25 protein-coding genes, 2 tRNA genes and 1 pseudogene are annotated in these 23,258 nt (G+C 45.5%); 16 read left to right on the plus strand and 12 right to left on the minus strand.

Going from position 1 to position 23,258, the window contains the following annotated elements:
• Positions 1-165: 165 nt before the first annotated feature.
• Positions 166-1,098, minus strand: a complete 933-nt coding sequence (locus EP181_RS10465; RefSeq protein WP_127471582.1) for an amidohydrolase family protein — start codon at positions 1,096-1,098, stop codon at positions 166-168.
• Between the two features lie 92 nt (positions 1,099-1,190).
• Here EP181_RS10465 and EP181_RS10470 point away from each other — a divergent pair, with 92 nt between their 5' ends.
• Positions 1,191-2,087, plus strand: coding sequence for a putative metalloprotease CJM1_0395 family protein (locus EP181_RS10470; protein ID WP_197723375.1), 897 nt, complete (start codon positions 1,191-1,193; stop codon positions 2,085-2,087).
• Between the two features lie 79 nt (positions 2,088-2,166).
• Here the strand turns inward: EP181_RS10470 and EP181_RS10475 are convergent, their stop codons facing one another.
• Positions 2,167-3,039 carry a cation diffusion facilitator family transporter gene (locus EP181_RS10475; RefSeq protein ID WP_127471583.1) on the minus strand — a complete coding sequence of 291 codons (873 nt, stop codon included), beginning with the start codon at positions 3,037-3,039 and terminating at the stop codon, positions 2,167-2,169.
• A 766-nt stretch (positions 3,040-3,805) separates the two neighbouring features.
• On the opposite strand from EP181_RS10475, the gene EP181_RS10480 reads away from it, so the two are divergent.
• The 3 genes from EP181_RS10480 (at position 3,806) to EP181_RS10490 (ending at position 5,218) form a co-directional block, all read left to right on the plus strand.
• Positions 3,806-3,881, plus strand: a tRNA-Phe gene (locus tag EP181_RS10480).
• A gap of 38 nt (positions 3,882-3,919) precedes the next feature.
• Positions 3,920-4,003: transfer RNA gene (locus tag EP181_RS10485), tRNA-Leu, on the plus strand.
• A gap of 261 nt (positions 4,004-4,264) precedes the next feature.
• Positions 4,265-5,218 carry a tyrosine-type recombinase/integrase gene (locus tag EP181_RS10490; protein ID WP_127471584.1) on the plus strand — a complete coding sequence of 318 codons (954 nt, stop codon included), beginning with the start codon at positions 4,265-4,267 and terminating at the stop codon, positions 5,216-5,218.
• Here EP181_RS10490 and EP181_RS10495 read toward each other — a convergent pair.
• The 3 genes and pseudogenes from EP181_RS10495 to EP181_RS10505 form a co-directional block, all read right to left on the minus strand.
• Positions 5,152-6,069, minus strand: coding sequence for an IS3 family transposase (locus EP181_RS10495; protein ID WP_232023588.1), 918 nt, complete (start codon positions 6,067-6,069; stop codon positions 5,152-5,154). The genes EP181_RS10490 and EP181_RS10495 overlap by 67 nt on opposite strands.
• A 14-nt stretch (positions 6,070-6,083) precedes the next feature.
• On the minus strand, positions 6,084-6,383 hold the full coding sequence (locus EP181_RS10500; RefSeq protein ID WP_127469905.1) for a transposase: 300 nt from the start codon (positions 6,381-6,383) through the stop codon (positions 6,084-6,086).
• A 139-nt stretch (positions 6,384-6,522) separates the two neighbouring features.
• A pseudogene (locus tag EP181_RS10505) lies at positions 6,523-6,701 on the minus strand (IS256 family transposase); the annotation flags it as partial.
• Here EP181_RS10505 and EP181_RS12920 point away from each other — a divergent pair.
• Both EP181_RS12920 and EP181_RS10515 read left to right on the plus strand, forming a co-directional pair.
• Positions 6,673-6,909 carry an integrase core domain-containing protein gene (locus EP181_RS12920; RefSeq protein WP_420824420.1) on the plus strand — a complete coding sequence of 79 codons (237 nt, stop codon included), beginning with the start codon at positions 6,673-6,675 and terminating at the stop codon, positions 6,907-6,909. The pseudogene EP181_RS10505 and the gene EP181_RS12920 overlap by 29 nt on opposite strands.
• A complete protein-coding gene (locus EP181_RS10515) occupies positions 6,910-7,131 on the plus strand; it encodes a hypothetical protein (RefSeq protein WP_127471587.1) in 222 nt (73 codons plus the stop codon).
• A 16-nt stretch (positions 7,132-7,147) separates the two neighbouring features.
• Here EP181_RS10515 and EP181_RS10520 read toward each other — a convergent pair whose 3' ends face one another.
• From EP181_RS10520 to EP181_RS10530, 3 genes are read right to left on the minus strand one after another with little or no spacing between them, the layout of a single operon-like run.
• Complete coding sequence (locus EP181_RS10520) at positions 7,148-7,441, minus strand: hypothetical protein (protein ID WP_127471588.1); 294 nt, start codon at positions 7,439-7,441, stop codon at positions 7,148-7,150.
• A gap of 7 nt (positions 7,442-7,448) precedes the next feature.
• Positions 7,449-7,742: a helix-turn-helix domain-containing protein gene (locus EP181_RS10525; RefSeq protein ID WP_127471589.1), complete on the minus strand. Its 294-nt coding sequence runs from the start codon at positions 7,740-7,742 to the stop codon at positions 7,449-7,451.
• The gene (locus tag EP181_RS10530; protein ID WP_127471590.1) at positions 7,739-8,086 is read right to left on the minus strand and encodes a type II toxin-antitoxin system RelE/ParE family toxin; all 348 of its coding nucleotides are present in this window, start codon (positions 8,084-8,086) and stop codon (positions 7,739-7,741) included. Before EP181_RS10530 ends, EP181_RS10525 begins: the two co-directional genes overlap by 4 nt.
• Positions 8,087-8,683: 597 nt before the next feature.
• Here EP181_RS10530 and EP181_RS10535 point away from each other — a divergent pair.
• The 5 genes from EP181_RS10535 (at position 8,684) to mtnN (ending at position 11,473) form a co-directional block, all read left to right on the plus strand.
• Positions 8,684-8,941 (plus strand): AbrB/MazE/SpoVT family DNA-binding domain-containing protein, encoded by a 258-nt coding sequence (locus EP181_RS10535; RefSeq protein WP_127471591.1) that lies wholly within the window; start codon positions 8,684-8,686, stop codon positions 8,939-8,941.
• A 5-nt stretch (positions 8,942-8,946) separates the two neighbouring features.
• Positions 8,947-9,276, plus strand: a complete 330-nt coding sequence (locus EP181_RS10540) for a type II toxin-antitoxin system ChpB family toxin (protein ID WP_232023434.1) — start codon at positions 8,947-8,949, stop codon at positions 9,274-9,276.
• 499 nt (positions 9,277-9,775) lie between these two features.
• Positions 9,776-10,159 (plus strand): hypothetical protein, encoded by a 384-nt coding sequence (locus EP181_RS10545; RefSeq protein ID WP_127471593.1) that lies wholly within the window; start codon positions 9,776-9,778, stop codon positions 10,157-10,159.
• Between the two features lie 76 nt (positions 10,160-10,235).
• Positions 10,236-10,769 (plus strand): S-ribosylhomocysteine lyase, encoded by a 534-nt coding sequence (luxS, locus tag EP181_RS10550; RefSeq protein ID WP_127471594.1) that lies wholly within the window; start codon positions 10,236-10,238, stop codon positions 10,767-10,769.
• Entirely contained in the window at positions 10,766-11,473 is a 708-nt protein-coding gene (gene mtnN / locus EP181_RS10555; RefSeq protein ID WP_127471595.1) for a 5'-methylthioadenosine/S-adenosylhomocysteine nucleosidase, read from the plus strand. The genes luxS and mtnN overlap by 4 nt, the downstream gene beginning before the upstream one ends.
• Before the next feature lie 113 nt (positions 11,474-11,586).
• On the opposite strand, the gene EP181_RS10560 is transcribed toward mtnN, so the two are convergent.
• Complete coding sequence (locus EP181_RS10560; RefSeq protein WP_127471596.1) at positions 11,587-12,822, minus strand: hypothetical protein; 1,236 nt, start codon at positions 12,820-12,822, stop codon at positions 11,587-11,589.
• Positions 12,823-13,049: 227 nt separating this feature from the next.
• Positions 13,050-14,585 (minus strand): putative bifunctional diguanylate cyclase/phosphodiesterase, encoded by a 1,536-nt coding sequence (locus EP181_RS10565; protein ID WP_127471597.1) that lies wholly within the window; start codon positions 14,583-14,585, stop codon positions 13,050-13,052.
• A gap of 155 nt (positions 14,586-14,740) precedes the next feature.
• On the opposite strand from EP181_RS10565, the gene purT reads away from it, so the two are divergent.
• Positions 14,741-15,931, plus strand: a complete 1,191-nt coding sequence (purT, locus tag EP181_RS10570) for a formate-dependent phosphoribosylglycinamide formyltransferase (RefSeq protein ID WP_127471598.1) — start codon at positions 14,741-14,743, stop codon at positions 15,929-15,931.
• Between the two features lie 366 nt (positions 15,932-16,297).
• The gene (locus EP181_RS10575) at positions 16,298-16,732 is read left to right on the plus strand and encodes a flagellar export chaperone FliS (RefSeq protein ID WP_127471599.1); all 435 of its coding nucleotides are present in this window, start codon (positions 16,298-16,300) and stop codon (positions 16,730-16,732) included.
• 340 nt (positions 16,733-17,072) lie between these two features.
• On the opposite strand, the gene EP181_RS10585 is transcribed toward EP181_RS10575, so the two are convergent.
• Entirely contained in the window at positions 17,073-19,145 is a 2,073-nt protein-coding gene (locus EP181_RS10585) for a TonB-dependent receptor family protein (RefSeq protein ID WP_127471601.1), read from the minus strand.
• 155 nt (positions 19,146-19,300) lie between these two features.
• The gene (hemP, locus tag EP181_RS10590; protein ID WP_127471602.1) at positions 19,301-19,489 is read right to left on the minus strand and encodes a hemin uptake protein HemP; all 189 of its coding nucleotides are present in this window, start codon (positions 19,487-19,489) and stop codon (positions 19,301-19,303) included.
• A 278-nt stretch (positions 19,490-19,767) separates the two neighbouring features.
• On the opposite strand from hemP, the gene EP181_RS10595 reads away from it, so the two are divergent.
• From EP181_RS10595 to EP181_RS10605, 3 genes are all read left to right on the plus strand, one after another.
• Complete coding sequence (locus EP181_RS10595; RefSeq protein WP_127471603.1) at positions 19,768-20,436, plus strand: ABC transporter ATP-binding protein; 669 nt, start codon at positions 19,768-19,770, stop codon at positions 20,434-20,436.
• Between the two features lie 113 nt (positions 20,437-20,549).
• A complete protein-coding gene (locus EP181_RS10600; RefSeq protein WP_127471604.1) occupies positions 20,550-21,635 on the plus strand; it encodes an extracellular solute-binding protein in 1,086 nt (361 codons plus the stop codon).
• Between the two features lie 2 nt (positions 21,636-21,637).
• Entirely contained in the window at positions 21,638-23,230 is a 1,593-nt protein-coding gene (locus EP181_RS10605) for an ABC transporter permease (protein WP_197723376.1), read from the plus strand.
• Positions 23,231-23,258 lie beyond the last annotated feature (28 nt).

The following is a 23,258-nucleotide window of genomic DNA, read 5'->3' on the forward strand; positions in this document are numbered from 1 at the left end:
TACAAAACTCTAAACCATACTAACAGGCCTGGTTAAATTTACCTTGGTCAATTGCAGGCTCGCCTTAATCAAAAACAAAATAATGGCCATTTTGTTATTCTTAAATCATAAATTTAAATTCTAAATTTTTGCGCTTTAACACGCTTACGACCTTGACCCATAAACTCATTTTTTTAAAAACAACGCTTCTGCGTTTTCATGCGCCAATCGTCTGGCCACATCGTCGGGCAGTTGCCCAAGCCAGGCGCGTATGTTGGATACCACGGTGTCAAAATTGTGCCATCGGTTAACGCTGTAAGTGTCCACTCCCACCAAAAAACGCTGCGAATGCGCCACAAACAACGCGTGCCATTCGGGTTTTAAACGCCCCGCGTCATCCACAAACAACGCATCGCGCACGGTGGTATCAATGTACAAACCTTGTGGGTAGCGGTTTAACATATCCGCTAAAAACGCAGGTTCGGGCTGAGTGCCTAAATGCGCCCAAAGCACCACGGCTTTGGGGTTAATGCTAAAGATTTCGCCAATAATCTCTGCGTCGGAATGCACTTGAAGCATCAAGTTACGCTCGGCCGCTATCTCAACCACTTTGCGCAATACTGGACTTTTTTGATGCTCTTTAAACAGGTGAAACTCGCCAATGCCTCTGTAAATTCCGCTTTTTAACTGGCGCTCAATCCGTTCAATCACCGCCCAGTTATCGCCCCATCGACCTTTTTCGGCCAACGATTCATAAAACGCCAAAAACGGCACAATTTTATCGGGTGCGGCGCGATACAAGGCCTCGGTGCCGTCATTAGGCGTGCTTGAAATAAGCGCGTGACTGATGCGATTACGTTCAAATATCTGCAAAACTTGCTGTGACGAAAACGCTTGACTGTCTTCGCCACCGTAATGCAAATGGGCATCAAAAATAGGCAAAACAGACGTCTTTGTTTGCGCCAAATGGCTGTTAGCCGTTGCGCTGGCCTGCGCGGTTAGGCTCATCATCTGCATTAAGGCCGCCAACAACAAACCCATTAAAACGAGCCAAAAACGCTTAAATGAGCCCATTAACTTGGTTTGACTTTGCTGCGATGTGCGCAGTGTAGGTTGCATAACAATCCCCCTGAGTAATAATAAATTCGTGTTAAACTGTTGTTATTAATAAACATCTTACTAAACAGCCTCATTAAAATGTGAGCAAACTCATGAACGTCTTAAGCGCACCCAGTTTACAGCCTATTCACACACTGGCATCGCAACCTTCGCGCGGTGTGGTAATGCCTGCTGCGCTTGAAAACACCACCCGTCAAGACAACGCTCAAGCCGGCGATCTTAACCGTTCAGCGTCAAATACTGCGTTAAATGCGGCGTCCAATACAGCGACCAACCAACCCTCTAATTTAACCCAAGATAATGCTAAAGATAATGCTAAAGATAATGCCAAAGATAATGCCAAAGATAACTCCAAAGACACCGCCCAACAACAACGCCAAATTGAAAACGTCTTAACCCAACTGCAAGCCCGCGACCGCGAGGTAAAAACCCACGAACAAGCCCATTTAAGCACCGCCGGCCAATACGCCACAGGGGGCATTAAATACACCTATCAAACTGGGCCCGATGGCCAAAAATACGCCATTGGCGGCTCGGTCGGCATTGACACTGCACCCATTGCGGGCGATCCAGAAGCCACTATACAAAAAGCCAGAGTGGTTCAACGTGCTGCGTTAGCGCCCGCACAACCGTCCAGTCAAGACATGAGCGTGGCCGCGCAAGCCGCGCAAATGCTCATGCAAGCCCAGGTTGATTTACGCACTCAAAAAACAGACACTCTTCAAACAGACGATAAAACAGCAGACAATAAACAAACCGAGCCGTCCAAACAAATCCAACCTAACACACCAGACAATCAAATGGGCATTACCAATGCAACTTACGCCACTCCCAACGCCCTTAATGCCAACAACCCTGCGCGCAGTGGGTTTGAATTAAGATTGGCTTTACAACAAAACTCGTTAAATAATTCATTGAATAATTCATTGAATAATTCATTGAATAACTCATTAAATGATTCATTAAATGGCAAGGCACTTAACTCGTAATAAACCCTAAACTACCAGGCCTGGTGGTTTAATTATTTGCCTATTAACGGATATTAAAGCCGTAAAAATCTTATCAAGATTACCCATTGTTTCTTGCCGTTGTTTCGACTTGAACCGTAATGTGCTCAATTAAAAAATGCGTATGCATGTGATCTTTAATCTGCGCTAAAAGCTCATTGTCGATACGCTCGTTGCTCACCACCAAATGAACCGATAAGGCATTAAGCGACGTGCTTAACGGCCAAATATGCAAATCCTGTACGCTAATAACCGAATTTAACCCCAACAAATAGTCGCGTACTTGAGCGGTGTTTATGCCGTTAGGCACCGCGTCCATAGCGTAGTTAAACGAATCGCGTAGCAACCCCCAAGCACTTAAAAACACCACCAACACAATCACCAAACTAATCGCGGGATCAATCCATACCACATTAAACCATAAAACAAATACACCAGAAATCACCACTCCCATCGACACAGCGGCATCGGCACTCATGTGCAAAAAAGCCCCTTTAATATTTAAGTCATTGGCCTGACTTTTAAAAAACAACAACGCCGTCACCGCATTAATCAGCACACCCATGGCCGCCACCAAAATCATGGTCATGCCTACAATCGGTTGCGGCTCAAAAAAACGTTGCCATGCCTCCCAAGCAATCACGCCCAGTGCGGCCATTAACAAAATGCCACTTAATAACGCCGCCAACACCGTGCCTTTTCGATAACCGTAAGTACGCTTATCCGTATTGGCTTTAGTGGCCAATAAAATAGCCCCCCACGCCAAGAGCAATCCCAATACATCGCTTAAGTTATGCCCCGCATCGGCAATCAACGCCAACGAATTAGCCACCATGCCATAATAAAATTCAACCAACACAAACGCCACGTTAAGCGAAATGCCTATGGCAAATGCACGATGGGTCGTCACATTAAAACCATGCGAATGACTCATAACACTCCTTTAAATTGGATTACCAATGAATGAAAAAAGGCTAAACTGAAATATATTGGCACGTTTCTAGTGATGAATTATCACAAAAAGACTGCCGTACTAAAGAGGCTATTTGAAGAAGACCGTGAGGGAATAAAAGAACCCCAAGGCTCTGGCACTGCCGCACGGACAGGAGAAGAACACACTGGGTTAACATTGATTATTATATTGGTAGACCTAAGCAATGCAATATTTAAATATTCATAAGAACATCGAAAAAATGGACGCTGTCCTTTTTAAATTCACCTAATTAGGGCATTTGGATTAACTGTTTAATGGCGGAATCTAATACTTGTTTTTGATTTGGGTGACACTTTTTCACCGCTTTTTCAAAATGGCGAGTTTGTTGGATCTGCATAAAACAGCTTAATCAAATTGGCAAGCGGTTAGACTCTCACTGTCTTTGCTTTCTTCGAGTGCCAAAAGAGTTTCTTTAATAAAGCTAAACGGCAAATTTGCTTGAATTCGCATAACAAGTGCAATTTGCTTGTAAGAAAAAAGGCCATCTGAAATAGAATGCTAATTTTCTTACCACAGGAAATTGTAGTTATTACTTGAATCGGCGTATCTTAGAATTCACAATTGAGGACAAATAAGGTCTTTATGTCAAAATCAAGGATTTGAAATTTAATTTGTCCCTAATTTGTCCCCAAAAGTATTTTCACTATTTTAAAAATAACATTTGACAGTCGCGAAGTCCGTCTATACAATACGCCCATTCTATTTTGGCCATATAGCTCAGTCGGTAGAGCAAGGGATTGAAAATCCCTGTGTCCCTGGTTCGATTCCAGGTGTGGCCACCATATTTTATAAGTGTTTGAACGTTGTTCTCACCTTATTCGCGGGAGTGGTGGAATTGGTAGACACACCAGATTTAGGTTCTGGCGCCCTTGGTGTGAGAGTTCGAGTCTCTCCTTCCGCACCAATTCAAAACAGCTGGTTAGGTCAAATGGACTTAACTGGCTGTTTTTCTTTGTATTTCTTGTTTTTTTTCGATTCAAATAAACTCAAACAGATTCATTCATTTCACGCCCATTTACGGTGAAAGTTACGGTGAAAAATTTTTTAATATTCACTTTAAAATTAACCACTTAGTGAAAAAGTTACTGTAAAAATCGATAAAGTCGTCAATAAATCACTTTAAGTCGAACTATCTCTTTTGATTAACTCAAAGGAAGATACAAACATGACTACAAATTACATAAAAAATGAAAGGGACGCTGAAAAGGCTTCTCCTAAAGAAGGCCAAAAAGTAACCAAACTTCCCGCTGGCGATGGACTTTTTCTCTATATTAATTATGGCGGAAGAAAAACTTGGGCAAGAGAGTTCTCATTTAACAGCATTTCAGATGTCATTCGTTTCGGCATCTATCCTATTACTAGTGTTAAAGAAGCTAAAGAGCGTAACGCAAGAATTACCGTCGATTTACTAAACGGCATTCACCCTAAAGCGGCTACACTTAAAAAAACGCCATCAATGCCAACGCTTAACGAATTCTTTATCATATTTAAAGAATATAAAATTAGTGAAAAGCAATGGACTAGCCTAGTCACCATCACAAAAAACCAACAACTGTTTCAAAAATACTTCGCAAAAAAATTGGGCAACCTCCCATTAAACCAAATTGATATTGAATTATTAAAACCTATTTTTAGAGGTCTCAAAAAGACGCCTGAAAACCAAGACAAAATGCGAACGCTCATAAAAACACTCTTTGATTTAGCTGTGGACGAAAATCTTGTCCAAACTAATCCTATGTTGTTTTTACCCAAAACCATTATCACCAAAAGCGCCAATCAAAACTTCAAGCACGTTACCGCTGACTTTGAGTTAAAAGAGATATTGCAAAATATCAGACGCATGAGCAAAGTCAGTTTTGTTGTTCATGCGGCACTCAAAATGGCTCCCCATCTTTTCCTAAGACCCCAAGAATTGCTTTCAATTCGCTGGAAAGATATCAATTGGAATGAAAGCTTAATTGTTATTCAAAAGGAGGCTAATAAAACCCGTAAAGAATTATTAGTGCCGATTTCAAAACAAGTCAAAGCCATGATTTTGGAATTACTGGACTGTCAACCCTTTTTCGTACACAAAGACGCCCATTTTTTATCTAAGTCCTTCATGGCTTTGATCCATTGATTTTCATACTCTACTGGCGAGTAATCGTCATTGGTACTGTGCATTCTTTTGTGGTTGTACCAACCAATATATTCGGTCACATCGTACAATGCTTCTTTACCCGTGCTGTAGGTTGTCCGATACACTCGTTCCTTTTTCAAAGAAGCAAAAAAACTCTCTACCACCGCATTATCCCAACAGTTTCCGCGACGGCTCATGCTGGGTTTTATGCCCCAGTGTTTGAGCACGTTACGATAGGCCTTGGAGACAAACTGACTGCCTTGATCCGTATGGATAATCAACCCGCGCTTGGGCTTTCGGCTCCACAACGCTCTCATTAAAGCGGTTTTCACCAGTTGGGCACTCATGTGTTTATCCATAGCCCAGCCAACCACTCGGCGTGAATAAAGATCGATAAACACGGCTAGATATTGCCAGCCTTCCAGCGTGCGGATATAGCTAATGTCGGCGACCCATTTTTGATTCGGCCCTTTAACATTAAATTCGCGCTTGAGTACATTGGCCGCAATCCGGTCATCGTCAATGGCCGCCACATTGCGATTACGGTAACGCTGGCGTGTGACGACTTTTAACTCTAAGGCGTTCATACGCTCAATAATATGTCGGCGACTGACGATGAGCTTATGCTTGCGCTTGAGGGCGGTTTTAATGCGTCGCGCACCAATGGTGTTTTTGTAGTCCTCGACCATCTTCGTGATGTGCTGATCTAGTTCGTTTAATCTATTCTGTTGCTGAGCTTGCTTTTTGGCGCGCTCAGGCTGCGATTGAAGATAACTGGTGTAACTACTGCGTTTGAGATCCATTAATCGGCACAGTCGGCACACTCCATAGTGGGCTTTATGTTCGTCTATCCAGGCGTACTTTGCTACTTGTGAACCGCAAAGTACGCCGCCGCCTTTTTTAGGAGTTCAACGTCCTCCAATGCACGAGCGAGTTCGCGTTTGAGTTTGCGGTTCTGTGCCTCTAAATCGACTGGTATTGCGACAACCAGTTTAGTTGAAGCTTTATCAGGATTATCACGACGATGTTTATCAACCCAACCGTAAAGAGTGTTGTCTTTTATGTCTAAATCTCGGGCGATTTGTGCCACGGATTTTGAACCTTCTAGCGCCATTTCAATGGCTTGCTGTTTGAGTTGGTCGTCATAGCGTTTTTGATGTTTCATGTTCAATTCCTATTCGTATTTTTTAAGTCACATTTTAACGTGTCTTTGTGTACGAAGGATTGTAGCCAGTCCAGTTGTTGTTTAACTCTTTGTTTGGCAGAGTTGTTTTATTAAACTGTAAAATGGTAGCGTAGCTTTCTTGGCCTTCAAAGTGAATCGCCATTGTGACAAGGCGAGGTTCCAGTTCTGGACGGGCATGGTCCATTTTCTAGAGGCATTAAGTATGCCCGCATACAGTAGTTTCATCAAGCTGCTTTCATTCGGAAAACCCCCTTAAGTTTTGGTCAATTTGCGAAACTGGCGATGCACCGCCTCAATCCCTGCGTGTCAACATGGACATGAACCTGGACATGAACCTGGACATGAACCACTGAGTGAGGCGCGGTTCAAAACACTCAAATATCAGCCCAATTTTCCACGACGTTTTAACCACTATAACCATGCATTGCGCTGGTGTGACGACTATGTAAACTGGTACAACTATGAACATCATCACTCAAGTCTGGAAGGTTTTACGCCACATTAGGTGTTTAACGATGAGGTTGAAGCACTTGCCAAAACCCGACAAGCGGCACTGGATCAAGCCTTTGCCAGTCACAGAAATCGCTTTAGCAAAGGTCGTCCGAAAGTGAAATTTCCCCCTAAGGAGGTCTGTATTAACCCAATTCCTGAAGATGCGGATGCACAAATGTTAGAAAGCGGCGTTAACTTTTCGACGTTGCCAAGAGCAAGACAAAATGCAATTTAATTTTTAAAGAACTGGTTCAAAACAGGTTGGACACGTTCTGGTTCTTTAATAAAATCTTAGATGACTTTAAACGATTAGAATGTGCGTACGTTGGCATACCTTCCTTAATTGCATAAGAATCGTCACTTTTAAGCGTTAAACCTAAGCGCCCACCTAAAAAATCAATTAACCACCAATTTTCAGTCTTGCCTGGCAAAAATGGAAATGCACCGATGTCGATTTCATCAATCGCCTCGTGATAGGGGTTCTTTTCAGGGTTCTTCCCATCAAAGTAACCTGGATACAGGGCATAAGCACCATAAAAAGACATAATACGACTAACCGGCTAACTCAATCCGTAAAGACTTGCCCAAAGCATTAGCTACACTGCTGAGAGTTGTCAGCGTTAAGCTGGTATCGGTTTCATCTAACAGACGGTTCAAAGCCGCACGACTGGTATGCATTTTAGCGGCTAAGACTGTTTTGGTGAGTTTTTGACTCTTCATTTCTTGCTCTATCTGCCAAGCAATAACACGTTTAATTGCCATTGCTGTGCTTTCTTCTAACAAGGCTTCTTCAGCCAAAAAGTCATCAAAATTACTGCCTAAATGGATATTAGCATCTGTATTCATCGTTCACCTCTAAGTTGTTTAATTCTTGCCTTGGCGGTCTCTAAATCATCCGCAGGAGTGGCTTGAGACTTTTTAATAAAACCATGAAGCAGCACCATCGTATTGGATACCACGGTAAAAAATACACGAGCAATACGACCAGCCAAATGGATACGAATTTCCCACAAGTCCTTTGCTAATTTTCGCACCAAGGGCATGCCCAGTGGCCAACCCAGCTGAACGGTCTTAATGTCTTCACCAATGGCTTTTCTGTCTATAGCTGATAATGACTTTAGCCACTCACGCACCGGCTCATTGCCGGCGGAAGTTGCGAAAAATCTAACGTGTAGTATTAGTGTATTCATGGCCTGATTGTATCAATATTGGTACGTTACATACAAGATTTTTGTGTTCACATTTTTTTGCGACAAATATTTTGTATTAAGTGACAATTACCCTGGCCGGTCTGCATTGGAGTGTCAACACTTTTTCGTACCTAGATTTTCTTCAATTTCTTTTAGTTGGTCTAGCCTCATTTTCTCGAATTTTGCAGGTGGAATATAACCGTTCGAGCTGTAAGGCCTGATGTGGTTGTAATGCCCCATATATTCCGAAGCCAGCCAACTCAACACCCGACCAAGAAAGCGACGAGGGTTTAAGTCACCCTATGAAGTCTTAACAGCTCTGAATTTAAGAGTAGGTATTGCAATTATTAGTTGAATTCAAGAAGGCATTAAGTCTTGAAGCTTCAAACAATGCTTTGATTTTTTCAAAAATAAGCGTCAGGCAATCACCGGTTACTCGGTAGCCAGTTATGCGGTAGCAGCACGTCGATTTGAATGGCTTTATGCTTAGGCCGACGCTTAACCCTTTGGGTGGGGTTGTTAACGTATTACATTGTTGATATACTGGCAAAATACAATTAGTACGTACAAAGTAATACATTTAGTAAGGGGTTTACTATGCAAACATCCGTTAGAAAAGTCGGTAACAGTGCTGGAATGACCATTCCTGCTAGCCTGTTGAAATCGCAAGGCCTAAACATTGGTGACACACTTGATATTGAAGAGCATCCCGATTACTGGATTGTAAAAAAAGTCACCACCAAACCTAAATACCAGTTAAGTGAATTGATTGCGCAATGTAATCCAAACGCCCTTCAAGATAATACGTTACAAGCTTGGGAAAGCAATGAAAAAGTGGGGAATGAGGTTTGGTAAAACGTATGTTTGATCGTGGTGACATTGTACGTGTTTGCCTTAACCCTAAGGCTGGAACAGAAACCCAAGGTGACTTTCGCCCCTGCATCGTACTTTCACCCCAAGCCTTTAATGCACTTGGGCTTGCTTTGGTAGCCCCCATTACCCAAGGCGGAAACTTTGCGCGTAACCAAGGCTTCGCCGTTCCACTTTCGGGTATGCAGACTCAAGGTGTGGTACTGGTGAATGGCATTAAAAGCCTCGACCTAACCGCGCGCCAAGCTAAATTTATTGAAACCGCTGATCGGGTCATTATTGATGAATGTTTGGCTAAATTGCATGCCATTTTAGAATAATCAAACGCGGGTAAATAATTTCAAAAAAAAGTAGTACAAAAATTAAAATAGTACGCTACTATTACAGCCTGAGATAGTTCACAGTGAAAAGTACGGTGAAAACGCTAGATTAAGATGTTTTTTGTTTGCTAACCAATTGATTTATAATTGAAAAGGTAAGGAGTCAAAGTTCTCTCCTTCCGCACCACATTTTTTTAGACGGTTGATCACCTTCTAAAGTATTAAAAGCTGGTCTTGCAAAAGACCGGCTTTTTTTATGTCTAAAATTCTTGTACGACACTTTAATTGCTGCTTTAAGGCTTTTTTGTCGCTTTTCGTTTTGCCGCCCTTTTTATCCTAGTTTGTCTGATGTCTTCACTTACCAGGCCTGGTGGTTTGTGGTATGCTTTTGCGTCTTAATTCTTGTTAGGAAAACCCTTATGACCTCCTCTTTTAGACCGTCTAAACTCTTTTTGTATGCCATGTTACTGGGGTTAAGCACGCTTTTTTAAGCGGTTGTTTGGGCATTACCCAACCTAAAGACAGCGCCATTAAAGAGGCGGTGGGCGAGCACTTTAATGCACAATACAGTGGGTTATTAAGCGCCACTCAGGTTGAAAAAATCAACGGTTACAAACAAAACGACACGCATTATGTCGCGCAAATGAACATTATCGCCACCGCCGAACGCTCGCTGGACGACTACGCCAAACACACCTTGCAAGACGACACGCTGTCGCCGCTTGAAAAAATGGCCAGCACACTCAGCACTGGCTTGCTTAAAATGACTTTACCCAGTTTTGACGCGGGCGACACGGTTACCTTTGAGCGCGAATATCTGTTTGTAAAAACCGATAACGGCTGGCAGCTTAAAAAAGAACTTAGCCAAAGCGATGCGCCGTAATCACCGCCCTCAACCAACGCACATCAATACACATATCACACACACAAACAAAATACAAATAAAATAGGAAACTCCCATGCCTTTATTAGACAGTTTTACCGTTGACCACACCATTATGAACGCCCCTGCCGTGCGCGTGGCCAAAACCATGACCTCGCCATCGGGCGACACCATTACCGTGTTTGATTTGCGTTTTAACAAACCCAACGAAGCGATGATGAGCGAAAAAGGCATTCACACCCTAGAGCATTTATTTGCCGGCTTTATGCGCAACCATCTAAACGGCGATGGCGTTGAGATTATCGACATCAGCCCAATGGGTTGTCGTACCGGATTTTACATGAGCTTATTGGGCGCTCCCAGCGAACAACGTGTTGGCCAGGCCTGGTTAGCGTCCATGCACGACGTGTTAAACGTTCAGCGCATGGAAGACATTCCTGAACTAAACGAATACCAATGCGGCACCTTTGTCATGCACTCGCTCGAAGAAGCCAAAGCCATCGCCCAAGACATTTTAGACCACGGCGTAGGCATCAATAAAAACGAAGAGATTGCCTTAAGCGAAGACACGCTTAAAGCGTTAGGAAACGACGTGAGTCATGCTCTATGAAAATCGCCATTATTGGCGCCATGGAAGAAGAAGTGGCCTTACTTCGAGCGCAACTGGCCAATTTAACCACGCACACTCACGCCGGATTTGAATTTTACCAAGGCCAAATTGGCGCCACCCAAGTGGCGTTATTGCGCTCGGGCATTGGCAAAGTCAACGCCGCCATCAGCACCACTATTTTGCTTGAACGCTATCAACCCGATTACGTGATAAACACCGGTACCGCCGGCGGATTTCACACCGATTTAAACGTGGGCGACATTGTCATTAGCAGCTCGGTGTGTCATCACGATGTGGACGTCACCCCCTTTGGCTACGATTTGGGTCAAGTACCCGGCATGCCATCGTGCTTTTTACCCGACGACCGTTTGGTGCAAGCGGCCAAAGACAGCATTGACAGCTTGCAAGAAGTGGTGCACATGCACGGCTTAATTGCCACCGCCGATCGCTTTATGCACCAACCCGCAGACGTGGCCAACACGCGTAAAAATTTTCCGGAAATGATTGCCTGCGAAATGGAAGCCGCCGCGGTGGCGCAAGTCTGTTACAGCTTTAACAAACCGTTTGTAATTATTCGCTCGCTGTCGGACATTGCCGGCAAAGAAAATAAAGTGACATTTGAACAGTATTTAGAGCAAGCCGCCACACATTCGGCCAAAGTAATTTTAGCCATGCTTAGCCAACTGGAAAACACGCAACCCTAGGCCAAGCCTGGCTTAATATTTAAGTTAACCAGGCCTGGTTAAACTGTAAATTGCACCCACAAAAAACCGCCTTAACGGCGGTTTATTTTTCTTACATCTATTAAAAAGATTACTTATTTCTGTATTTCAAAAGGCAGCAATTTTTGCAACGTATAGTCGCCCGAACCGCTGTCTGAGGTTGCAATGGTCAACGTTAAAACACCAGCTTCACTTACAGTATATGAAATACTGCTTGCAAGACCCAAACCTTTGTCACCATCTTTATTTTCAGTCACGTTAAATAAAAATGCGCCATTTTCACCCAGTGTGTAAGTGCCTTTTTCATAGACCACTGCACCGTCAGGTAAGCCACTGTTATCGCCAGATTCACTGCCTTCTAAAGAAAATACAAAGTAGGTGTTGTCTTTATTAAACGCCAGTAATTTAGTCTCGCTAATACCGGTCTCACCCTTATCAAACACCCAAACTCCGTTAATGGCATCTGGCTCTGCCACTTGCGCGGCTAAAGAAACAGTACGCGCAAAATCAACACTTCCATCAATCTTAAAACCAAGTAAGTCATCAGATAGTTCAAGATCGAGAGGTAAAGATTCTAGTGTTGTTGATTCATCGCCGTAAGTGCGTGTAAATGTAATGGTTTTGTCAGTCGAATTCACCACATAATTACCAACTTGCAAAACATCCTCTGCTTTAAACTTCTCGTCACTCAACAACAAATACTGACCATCGACCTCGAACTTAATAAACGTCAGACCGTCTTCAATACTGCCGGTTTTCATCCACGTACCAACAATGCCGTTTGCATTGGCTAAGTGATCTTTTACATCTTGTTCATTTTTCCAGGCAATCGCGCTGCTATCTAAAAGAACGCCCGAAAATTTTGACTGAAAAGAAGCTGTATCTGCTGTTGAAAAATCAGCCGCTGTAAGAGTGGTATTTGCTAAAGCCGCAACCACCGCAGGGGTAATTTTAATTCCATTAGAAGGGTTTTTGTCTTCATCCAAGGTTTGTAACAACAGCCCGATGTTTAAAACTTGCTGATTGTCTACATCTTGAGAACCGGCCATATCAAATGGCGTCACAACGCCTTTTGCCAAAACGGGCGGAAAGCTTACGCCGCCAATTGAAAAGGTAACGGTTTCACCCGCTTCGTATTTGTATTCACCTTTGTCACTGGTGGTACCACTTTTTGTAGCTGTTTTATAGGCAACGCCTGCAACCGCACTGTCAATAAAAGTACCCGTTGATGAGGTATCAGCAGGCGGGGGGGGGGTAGAACTACCACCTCCACCGCCGCATCCGGCTAAAGTCAACGAGCTTAAAGCGGTGGCCAGTAAGGTTAGTTTCATAGTATTGATGTTCACAAAATTCCCTTTTATTTACTAAATTTAGTTATTAAATCTATTTAATTACGCATTTAAAACGTTGGGGAATATTAACCCAACCTACGCATTAATTAAACCAAATTACGTTAAATAGTTAGAAAAGTGAAATCAATCCGTAACCCTAAAGCATTTACACCGCAAACTGTGCTTTTACCTTATACACAGTAAAAGAGTCTAACAACCTCTAACCATTAAAGTAACGCTTGAGCAAACTCGCTCGCCGCCACCGGGCTTGACCATATTTGGCCTTGCCCCATTGAGCAGCCCATTTGGGTTAACCATTGTTGGGTTTCTGGGGTGTCGATGCCGGTGGCGATCACGCATACGTCTAGGCTTTTGGCCATTTGTATGATGGCGCGTACCCATTTGCGGCCTTTTTCAGTTTGTAAAGCGTTGTGCAGCCAGGTGCGATCTAATTTGAGTTCGTGCACATTTAAGTGCGCCAACTGGGTTAAATCGAGCGCGTATTTGCCCACGTCGGTTAAGGTAATTTGGTAGCCCGCGTCGCTTAATGCGTTTAGGGTTTGGGTAAACAATGGGTCGGCTTTTTCAAGCGCTTGCATTGAAAACTCCAATTGCAGTTGCGCCCGATTTACTTGGTAGTGATTTAGGCGTTGCTCTAACAACGCGGGCCACGCTTCACGTTGCCACACGCTGTTTAAAATGGGCACCGACACCACCAGTTCGGGGTTTGAAAGCTGCCATTGTTGTAAATAATGCAGACCGGTGTCCAGTAGCCACGCGCCCATAGAGTACGCCCAATCGCTTTTGTTTAAAAACTCTACCCAACTGCTTAAATACGGCGTCGCCAACGCGGGGCAGTTCCATTGCGCGCTTAGGCTGGCGCCGACAATTTTTTGACTGCTTAAATCCATTTGCGCCTCAAAGCAGCTTTTAATATGACCTTGCTCCATGGCGATTTCAAACTTATGTTGCATAACGTGGCTTTGCGTGGGCGCTTGGCTCATAACTTGGTCGTAAAACCGATAGGCGCGCCGCCCGCTGGATTTGGACACGTACAAGGCCTCGTCGGCGTTTTGAATGAGTTCGGCCGAGGTTTTAGCGTCTTCTGGAAAGCGCGCTACGCCTATGCTGGTCGAAATCATTACGTCTTTTTGATGAATAAAATACGGCCGACTGACCTCGACAATAATGCGTTGGCAAATGCCTTCAATCAGGTCACGGTCGGCCAAATTGGCCAATAAAATCACAAATTCATCGCCGCCTAAACGGCTCACAATGTCGCCGTCACGCACCGCCGAAATAAGCCGCGCGCTTACATTGCGCAGCAGTTCATCGCCCGCTTGATGGCCTAAATTATCATTAACGGGCTTAAAGCCGTCTAAATCTAAAAACAACAAACTAAAATGCGAATCGGCCTGACGCGCTTGCACCACCAGTTGTTCTAGGGTGGCGTTAAAATAGGCGCGATTGGGCAGATGGGTTAACGAGTCGTAATTGGCTTGCCTAAACAGCTCGCGAGTGCGTTGTTGCACTTGGTTTTCGACCATATTAGCTAAATCTTCCGACAAGTCGCTGTGCTGTAAAAAACGTCTTTGCAACGAGCCCATCAGTTTTTTGACACTTAACCCGACCGTTGAGCTGGTGACGCTGCGTTGCTCACGACGATTACGCTCGGAACGTAAAAAACGTTCTACCGCCGGCGACAGCATTTTGCTGGCATAGCTGTCCGCGGTTAAATCGTTTTGCTGAAGTGCGTCTAACATAATGGTGATCCTCGTCGTAAAACCAAATGTATCGGTGAGCCAATGTGAGCCAATGTGCGTCTTAATGGCCTATAATGTTTAACTATTAAAGGGGCGTTAGCGCCGCTGCACCGATTGGTTTTTTTAGTTAAATTAACATAAGCAAAGGAGATGCCATGTTGAGCATTGGAACACCACTTTCTAACACGGCTGTACGTGTTTTACTGTGTGGCGCGGGTGAATTAGGCAAAGAAGTGGCAATTGAACTGCAACGTTTAGGGGTAGAAGTGATTGCCGTTGACCGTTACGCCAACGCACCGGCCATGCAAGTCGCGCACCGCAGCCACGTAATTGACATGCTGGATGGCGCAGAGTTAAGACGCATTATTGAGCTTGAAAAACCCCATTACGTAGTACCCGAAATTGAAGCCATCGCCACCGACACCCTGGCGCAACTAGAGCAAGAAGGGGTGAATATTATCCCCACTGCGCGTGCCACACAGCTCACTATGAACCGCGAAGGCATTCGCCGCTTGGCCAGCGAAATGCTTAATATTGCCACCTCACCGTTTGAATTTGCCGACACCTATGAAGATTTTGCCGCTGCCGTGGTGCGCATTGGCATGCCGTGTGTGATTAAGCCCATTATGAGCTCGTCGGGCAAAGGCCAAAGCGTGGTTAAAAGCTCCGCCGACATTGACCAGGCCTGGTTGTATGCCCAAGAAGGTGGACGCGCCGGCAAAGGCCGGGTGATTATTGAAGGTTTTGTAAACTTTGATTACGAAATTACCCTGCTCACCCTTGTGCACAGCCATGGCCTGAGTTTTTGCGACCCCATTGGCCACTATCAAGAAGACGGCGATTATCGCCAATCGTGGCAACCGCATCCCATGAGTGCGGCGGCGTTAGCCACCGCGCACGACATCGCCCGCAAAGTCACCCAAGCACTGTGCGGCGACACCGGACGCGGATTATTTGGCGTAGAACTGTTTGTAAAAGGCGATACCGTCTATTTTAGTGAAGTGTCGCCCCGCCCACACGACACCGGATTGGTGACGTTAATTTCACAAGATTTATCGCAATTTGCCCTGCACGCGCGGGCTATTTTAGGCCTGCCTATTCCCAGCATTCGGCAACTGGGCGCATCAGCGTCCAGTGTGATCTTGCCCACTGGGCAGTCTAATCACACCGCGTTTTCTAATTTTGACGTGGCACTGAGCAAACCCGACACCCACTTAAGACTGTTTGGCAAACCCGACATTAACGGCCGTCGTCGCATGGGCGTGGTGCTCACCCGCGCCGACACCATAGAACAAGCGTTAGCCAAAGCCAAACGCGCCGCTGCCGCGATTACAGTGACGTTTTGAGGTTTGAGTTTTGAGGTGTTAAATCTAGATTTAAGATGTCTTAACCATTAAACCCTCAAAACCACCCATAACAAACTCCGTCATTACGGGCTTGACCCGTAATCTATTGCACTTACCATATGTGTGGCAGATGCCGTGTCGTAGCACGGCATGACGAACTTATCCAAACGACCAGGCCTGGTCAATGTGGTTTTAACCTCTTGTTTTTATTAAAAACACCTCTGTCAATTTCTTAACACCGCCAACTTGGCACAGACCCTGCTATACGACCAGCAAAGGAAATTCTTTAGGCGTTTTTTATGTTTTAAAACGCAATCGAATTTCACACTTACACAGGCGATAGCCTTAAACCGCAGGGGAACCATCATGACATTAAACAACACCACCGCTAAAGAGATTAAAGCACCCATTCTTGAAGAGTATCAACGCAACCAAGCCATGGAAAAATCATTAGCCGAAAACCCACGTAAAACCGTGTTATTGCTGTTGCAAGGCGCGGTTGACAAAGGCAACTTGGCCAAAGTGTGTCACCAAAGCCAAGCCTTAGTTGAAAAAGGCTTTCACCTAGGTCGTATGACCACTATTTTAGACGCGCTGCGCGATCGTTTAGCGTTTACCAAAGACACGCCATTGGCGTTTGATTTAGAAGAGTTGTACCGCTACGCCGACCAAAGTATTCAGGAAGCGGTGTTTGAAAAAGACACGTTCTACCTAGACAGCGCGGTCGAAATTTTGACCGAACTGCGCGACGCGTGGCTGGAAATGATGCAACAAACCGGACAACTGCCCGAAAACGCTTAAACGCGTTTGACCAGGCCTGGTAAGTTAAAACAAAACGCAAAACGTAATTTGTAACAAGTAATTTGTAACAAGTAATTTGTAACAAGTAATTTGTAACAAGTAATTTGTAACAAGTAATTTGTAACACGCAATACCGTATAAAACGATTAACCATTGCCCATTGATAATCACCCAAACGCCAAGCTTGTCTTGGCGTTTGGGTTTTTGGCTGTTTTAAACAGCACCCATAAACGCCCGCCTAAAAAGCAAAAAACCCAGTGGCCGAGACTTGGCCACTGGGTTTTAATCGTTTAACGCTAAATCCCCTTCACCTTTTACACGTTAAAGGCTGGTTAATAACTTAAAACTTATACTTTGCACCCAGCTCAAATGAACGGTCTGGACCGGCGTAAATTCCCTGTCTTAAACTGGCAATGTAACGCTCGTCGGTTAGATTTTTAACCGCGCCAAACACGCTTAATTGTTTGTCTACCGTGTAATGTGCGTTTAAATCCAACGTGGTGTAAGCGTCCACCTGACCGGTAAAAAAGCCGCTGGTGTTTTCGGCAATTTCTTTGGTGTTGGCGGTGTCGGTAAATTGAGCACTCATGTGATTGGCGCTTAATGCCGTATTTAACCCGCCATTTTTATAACCTAATGAAGCATTCATAATCCACTCTGGCGTGTACGTCACACGATTTCCGTCGGCAATGTCTAAGTCGCCGTTGGCTTTATAACGATTGCCCACGTATTGGGCGTTGGCCACGTACGTCACATTGGTATCCAAACTAAAGCCGCCGCCCAACTCAAAGCCTAACGCCGCTTCTATGCCTTGATGCAAGGTTTTGCCACCATTGGTTTTTTGAAAATCACTGTTGCTGTTGGCGGGAATAATTTGGTTTTCAAAATTCATCTGAAAGGCCGCTAACTCATAACGTGTTGTATCGACCGCGCCGCGCACCCCAATTTCGTAGTTAACCGAACGCTCGGCTTCTAATTGCTGGTCTTCATAACCGGTCAATGCGTCGGCCGTTACCGCTGGCGCAAACGCTTTGTACACGCCACCAAACACCTGCGCGGCTGGCGACACTTGATAGGTCACGCCCACACCCGGCATCACCTCGGTATTGTCGGTAGAGGCACTTTGAGCACGATTGCGCTCGTTAACCGATTCTTGCTCATATTGCTCAATACGAATTCCGGGGGTAATGGCCAATTGGTCGTTTACCATAAAACGATTTTGCGCGTACACGGCCACACTCTTAGCCGAATCGTGCACTTCTTTGGTTAATGTGCCCGAACGCGGACTGCTGCGCGAGGCGGTAATGCCTTTATCCACCATGCTTTCATTCATTAAACGCAAGCCCATTTCGGTTTCGTTTTGTATGCCAAACGTGTTGTGCGCCACACTCAAACGGGTGTCTAATCCGGTGCGCTCAAACGCTCGATTATTGCCTTTTACTTCGTCGGTATACACCCATCGCCCCGCCGCCTTTGATGCTGTGTTATCGGTGCTAAAACGCCAGTAATCACGGCTCATTTCACTCCAATACACCAAAGTATTAAGCTTTACCTGATCACTAATGTCCCACTCGTGGTTAATGTCAAACGAGTTACGCTCGGTTAAAAAGTAATCATCGGGTGCGGGGTTGTAGGTAGCACCGTCTTTGTAAGCGTCTAAAAATAACCCGCGATACGAAATATTGGCCTCATTATCGTAATGCGTAAACTTAGCACTCACCCATTGATCGTTGCCAATCGCCATACCGCCTTTTACCATGAGGTCGTTCATGATAAAGCCTTTGTCTTGAAAACCATCGCTTTCGGCTTTGGTGTAAACAATGCCGGCCACCGCATCACCCGAAGGTGCGCTGCCACCGGCTTCGACCGTGGCTTCTTTGTAGCCGTGCGAACCTACTCGACCGGCCACCGACGCGCCGTCCTCGGGTTGTTTGGTTTTATAGTTAATAACCCCCCCAATCGTGCTTGGACCATAACGCAATGAAGACGCGCCTTTTAACACTTCGACGCTTTCCATGCGCTGAATTCTTGGATTGTAATAACGCGCATTGCCCAAAAATAGACTGGGGGCAACGGGTACACCGTCTTCTAAAATAAGGGTTTTGTAATCGGCCGCGCTTAAACCACGCACACCAATATTGGCCACCACCGCGCTCTCTTCTTCCGGCTTTATGACCACGCCCGGAACATTTCTAAGCGCGTCTTGCGTAGACATAGGTTGACGAAGCTCCAGCTCTTCTTTGGTCACAATCGCCACCGAGCCCGGTTGTTTGGCCACGGCATTGTCGGCGGTGCCTACCACGTCGATGCGCGGCAGTTCGGTTTTCTTAAGTTCTTGCGCGCTGGCCTGTACGCTCATGGCGGCCGCCATACTAATGAGTAATGTTTTAAGCGCAAATTTTTGGTGTGACATAAAGAGTCCTTTTAAAGGTTGTTGTCAAAATCAATTATTTTTGGCTGGCTTAAAAACATCTGGCTGGCTGTAAAAGTACGTTAGGAGAGTACAAGGGCTTTAATGCTTTTAATGTTTTAAGAGCATTTGTGGGGTCGTTCGTTACTTGGTTAAAATCACTTGGTTAAAATTAATTTGTTGTCGCGGGTAATTCGCAAGGTATACATAAATTCATTGTGCTGTATGGTGAGTCTTTTGTGCCCAGCAAACAAATCGGCACTGTGCAAAACTCTAACGGCCTCAGCATTGAGATTAGCCTCTTTACTTTGTTGGTTAATCTCTTTAGGTGTTGTGGAGTAATTCATGTGCCTCTACCCAATATTAATAAACAGACATTAAATAAACAGACATTAAATAAACAGACATTAAGTAAACAGACCGAAAAACCACTTTAAAAGCGTTGGTAACGCAAATAAAAATGATTCGTAAAACGATTTAAGAAGGCATGATAAAGGTTTTTTATGCAAATGCAAATAGTAATAAATGCTATTTGCATTAAAAATAACTTTTTAGCAAAACAGTATTGAAAACAATTCGTATTTGGATTAATATGTTTTTAAGTGCTTTTAACAGGGGGTTTTAAATGCTGTCATTACAACAAGTAAGTGTGTTACATGAGCGTTTTCCAGTACTCAACACCTGCAACCTGCAATTGGCGCAAGGCGAAATTGTGGGCTTGATGGGCGAAAGCGGCAGTGGCAAAACTACCCTGTTACGCGCCATTGCCGGTTTTCAGCGTTTGTCGCAAGGTGAAGTGATTGTGGCCGGGCGTTGTTTAAGCTGTTCAAAACACTGCACCGCGCCCGAACAACGCGGCATTAGCATGGTGTTTCAAGACTACGCCTTGTTTCCACATTTAACCGTGGCCGACAACATTGGCTTTGGTTTGCACCGCGTGTCTAAAGCCGAAAAACGTCTGCGTGTAAACCACTTAGCCGGCATGATGGACATTACCGAACTGCTTGCGCGTTTTCCGCACGAGTTGTCGGGCGGCCAGCAACAGCGCGTGGCCATTGCACGCGCCATGGCACCCAAACCCGATCTACTCTTATTAGACGAACCGTTTTCAAATTTAGACCGCCCGCTGGCAATGCGCTTGGCTAAAACTCTGCGTGAATGGATTAAAGCCGAAAACCTCTCGGCGCTGGTGGTAACGCATTCACGTGAAGAAGCCAACAGCATGTGCGATCGTTTGGCCATATTGCATCACGGTGCTTTGCAGTCGCTTGAAAGCCAAACTTCTGCGGCGTAAACAGCGCAAACTCTACTTCTCTCATTCCTTGTTGATTCAATCCAACGCCTCACGTGCTCCTAACACGCGAGCTAGGCTTGAGCGCCCATACATTTTAAAAAGGCTAAATGACTATGAAACACCTTGTTAACCTATTTAACACCACCCGTAAATGGTCTTTAGCACTGGGTTTAAGTGCGGTGTCGGGCTTATCGCTTTCACCAGGCCTGGTAGGTTTTATGGCATTGGGATCAATCGGTCTATCAAGCCAAGTCATGGCGCAAGACGAGGCGTTGGTGATTTACAGCTCACGCAAAGAGCCGCTAATTAAGCCGTTTTTAGACGCGTTCTCGAAAGAAACCGGTATTAAAATCACCCTGTACACGGGTAAAGACGGCGCGTTAATTGAGCGCATTAAATCCGAAGGTGCCAGCACGCCGGCTGACATTTTAATGATGGCCGATGCCGGTAACTTAGGCTACGCCGCCAGCCAAGGGCTGTTTAGCCCAATGCAATCCCCCATTCTTGAAAAGAACATTCCGGCACACTTACGCGACCCGCAAAACTTATGGACAGGCTTATCCATTCGTGCGCGCACCTTGGTGTACAGCACCGAGCGCGTTAAGCCCAGTGAGCTGTCCACCTACGAAGAGTTAGCCGACCCTAAATGGCAAGGCCGTTTGTGCTTACGCTCGGCCAACACGGTGTACAACAAATCGTTGATTGCCTCACAAATCGCTCACAATGGTGAGGCCAAAACCGAACAAATGGTAAACGGTTGGGTTAAAAACTTAGCCGCCAAACCCTTTGCTAAAGACGCCGAAGTGATGAGCGCCATTTTAGCCAACCGTTGCGATGTAGGCATTGTAAACACCTACTATTTTGGCCAAGAAATGGCCAAACAACCCGAGGCTAAAATCGCGTTATTTTGGGCGAATCAAGACAGCACCGGCACGCACATTAACGTCAGTGGTGCTGGCGTTATCAAACACAGCGACCAAAAAGCCAACGCACAAAAACTCATTGAATGGTTAAGCCGCGACCCGGCACAAACCTTGTATTCGGAAGCCAATTTTGAATACCCCGCCAACCCTAACTTTGCCGTATCGCCACAGATTGCAGCGTGGGGTGAGTTTAAAGCCGACACCCTTAACCTTGGAAAAGTGGCGCAATTGCAAGAAAACGCGGTGCGCTTAATGCAAAAAGCTGGGCTTCAATAACGTTGCTTTCCAACACCCTTAAACATCGCTTAACCCAATGGCCAGTTAATCTGGTCATGGGTTTTTTGCTGATTATTTTATTGCTCCCCACCTTGCAATTGTTAAGCGGCTGGTTTGACTCCGACCCACAGCTTTGGCAACATTTTGCCGACACTTTGCTCTTAGACTTAATAAGCAATACCTTACTGCTGTTATTGGGTGTAACCTTTGGCACTTTGGTGCTGGGCGTGGGTTTAGCGTGGTTAGTGGTGATGTTTGAGTTTCCGGGACGACGCTGGCTTAGCTGGCTTTTGTTACTGCCTTTTGCCATGCCAGCCTACGTGCTGGCGTTTGTGTTTTTGGGTGTCTTTGATTACAGCGGCACAGTGCAAAACACATTAAGCCAACTGGGCTGGACGCCCATCGACATTCGCGAAGGTGTTTGGGGGCCGGCCTTGGTGCTGTCGCTGGTGTTTTATCCTTACGTCTACATTTTAAGCAAAACCGCCTTTGCCAACCAATCGATTACACTCATCGAAACCGCGCAAAGCCTGGGCTGTGGTGCTAACTGCATTTTTTGGCGAGTAAGTTTGCCGCTGGCGCGCCCCGCCATCGCCGCCGGTTTAAGCTTAGCGCTCATGGAAACCTTGGCCGATTTTGGCACCGTTGAACTGTTTAATTACGCCACTTTTACCACCGCCATTTACAGCGCCTGGGAAGACTTTCGCTCCTTGGCCGTGGCCGCGCAACTGTCGTCACTGTTGTTGCTGTTTGCCCTGCTGCTCTTGGGCACCGAACGCTTAACGCGTGGCAAGCGACGCTACAATCAACAAGCGCGGTTAAGCTCGCCACCGTTTACCCTAAGCCGCAAAGCCCAATGGGGCATGAGCCTCTTATTATGGGGGTTTTTAGCCCTTACCTTAGGCATTCCATTGCTGCAACTTAGTCTGTGGGCGGCTCAAACCCTAAGCCAAGAATGGGACGCACGCTACATTGACTGGTTTAATAGCACCTTAATATTGTCGGTGTTGGCGGCGTTAATCACCGTGGCATTGGCACTGTTTATGAACGCCTTGCAAAGCCAACGCCACGCCTCACGTTGGCTACGCTTTAGCATTGAAGTGGGCAAAATAGGTTACGCCCTGCCTGGCATTGTGTTGGCGATTGGCATAATGGGACTGTTGGCCACACTGAATAACTGGCTCAATACCCAGTGGTTTTTGGGTGGATTATTTGCGCTCATGCTGGCGTATTTGGTGCGGTTTATTGCCGTCGCGTACGGTCCGGTGCAAAGCCGATTTTTAAGCATAAAACCCAATATTATCGAAGCCGCACGCAATATGGGCGCCAGCAAATGGCGCATGGCGTGGCAAATTTATCTGCCGCTGCTTAAACCCGGTATTTTAAGTGCGTTACTGCTGGTATTTATGGACGTGTCTAAAGAACTGCCCGCCACCTATTTACTGCGCCCCTTTGGTTGGGACACCTTGGCCATTCGTATTTTTGAACTCAGCGCCGAAGGCCTATACGAACGTGCCGCCATTCCATCGCTGTTACTGCTCTTAATAGGCATTTTGGGGTTGTGGCTCATGAAACGCTTAGGCGTTATTAAATAAAAACCTTTGCACACATTGGAGTCCAATC

Source organism: Thiomicrorhabdus aquaedulcis (assembly GCF_004001325.1).
GTDB lineage: Bacteria > Pseudomonadota > Gammaproteobacteria > Thiomicrospirales > Thiomicrospiraceae > Thiomicrorhabdus > Thiomicrorhabdus aquaedulcis.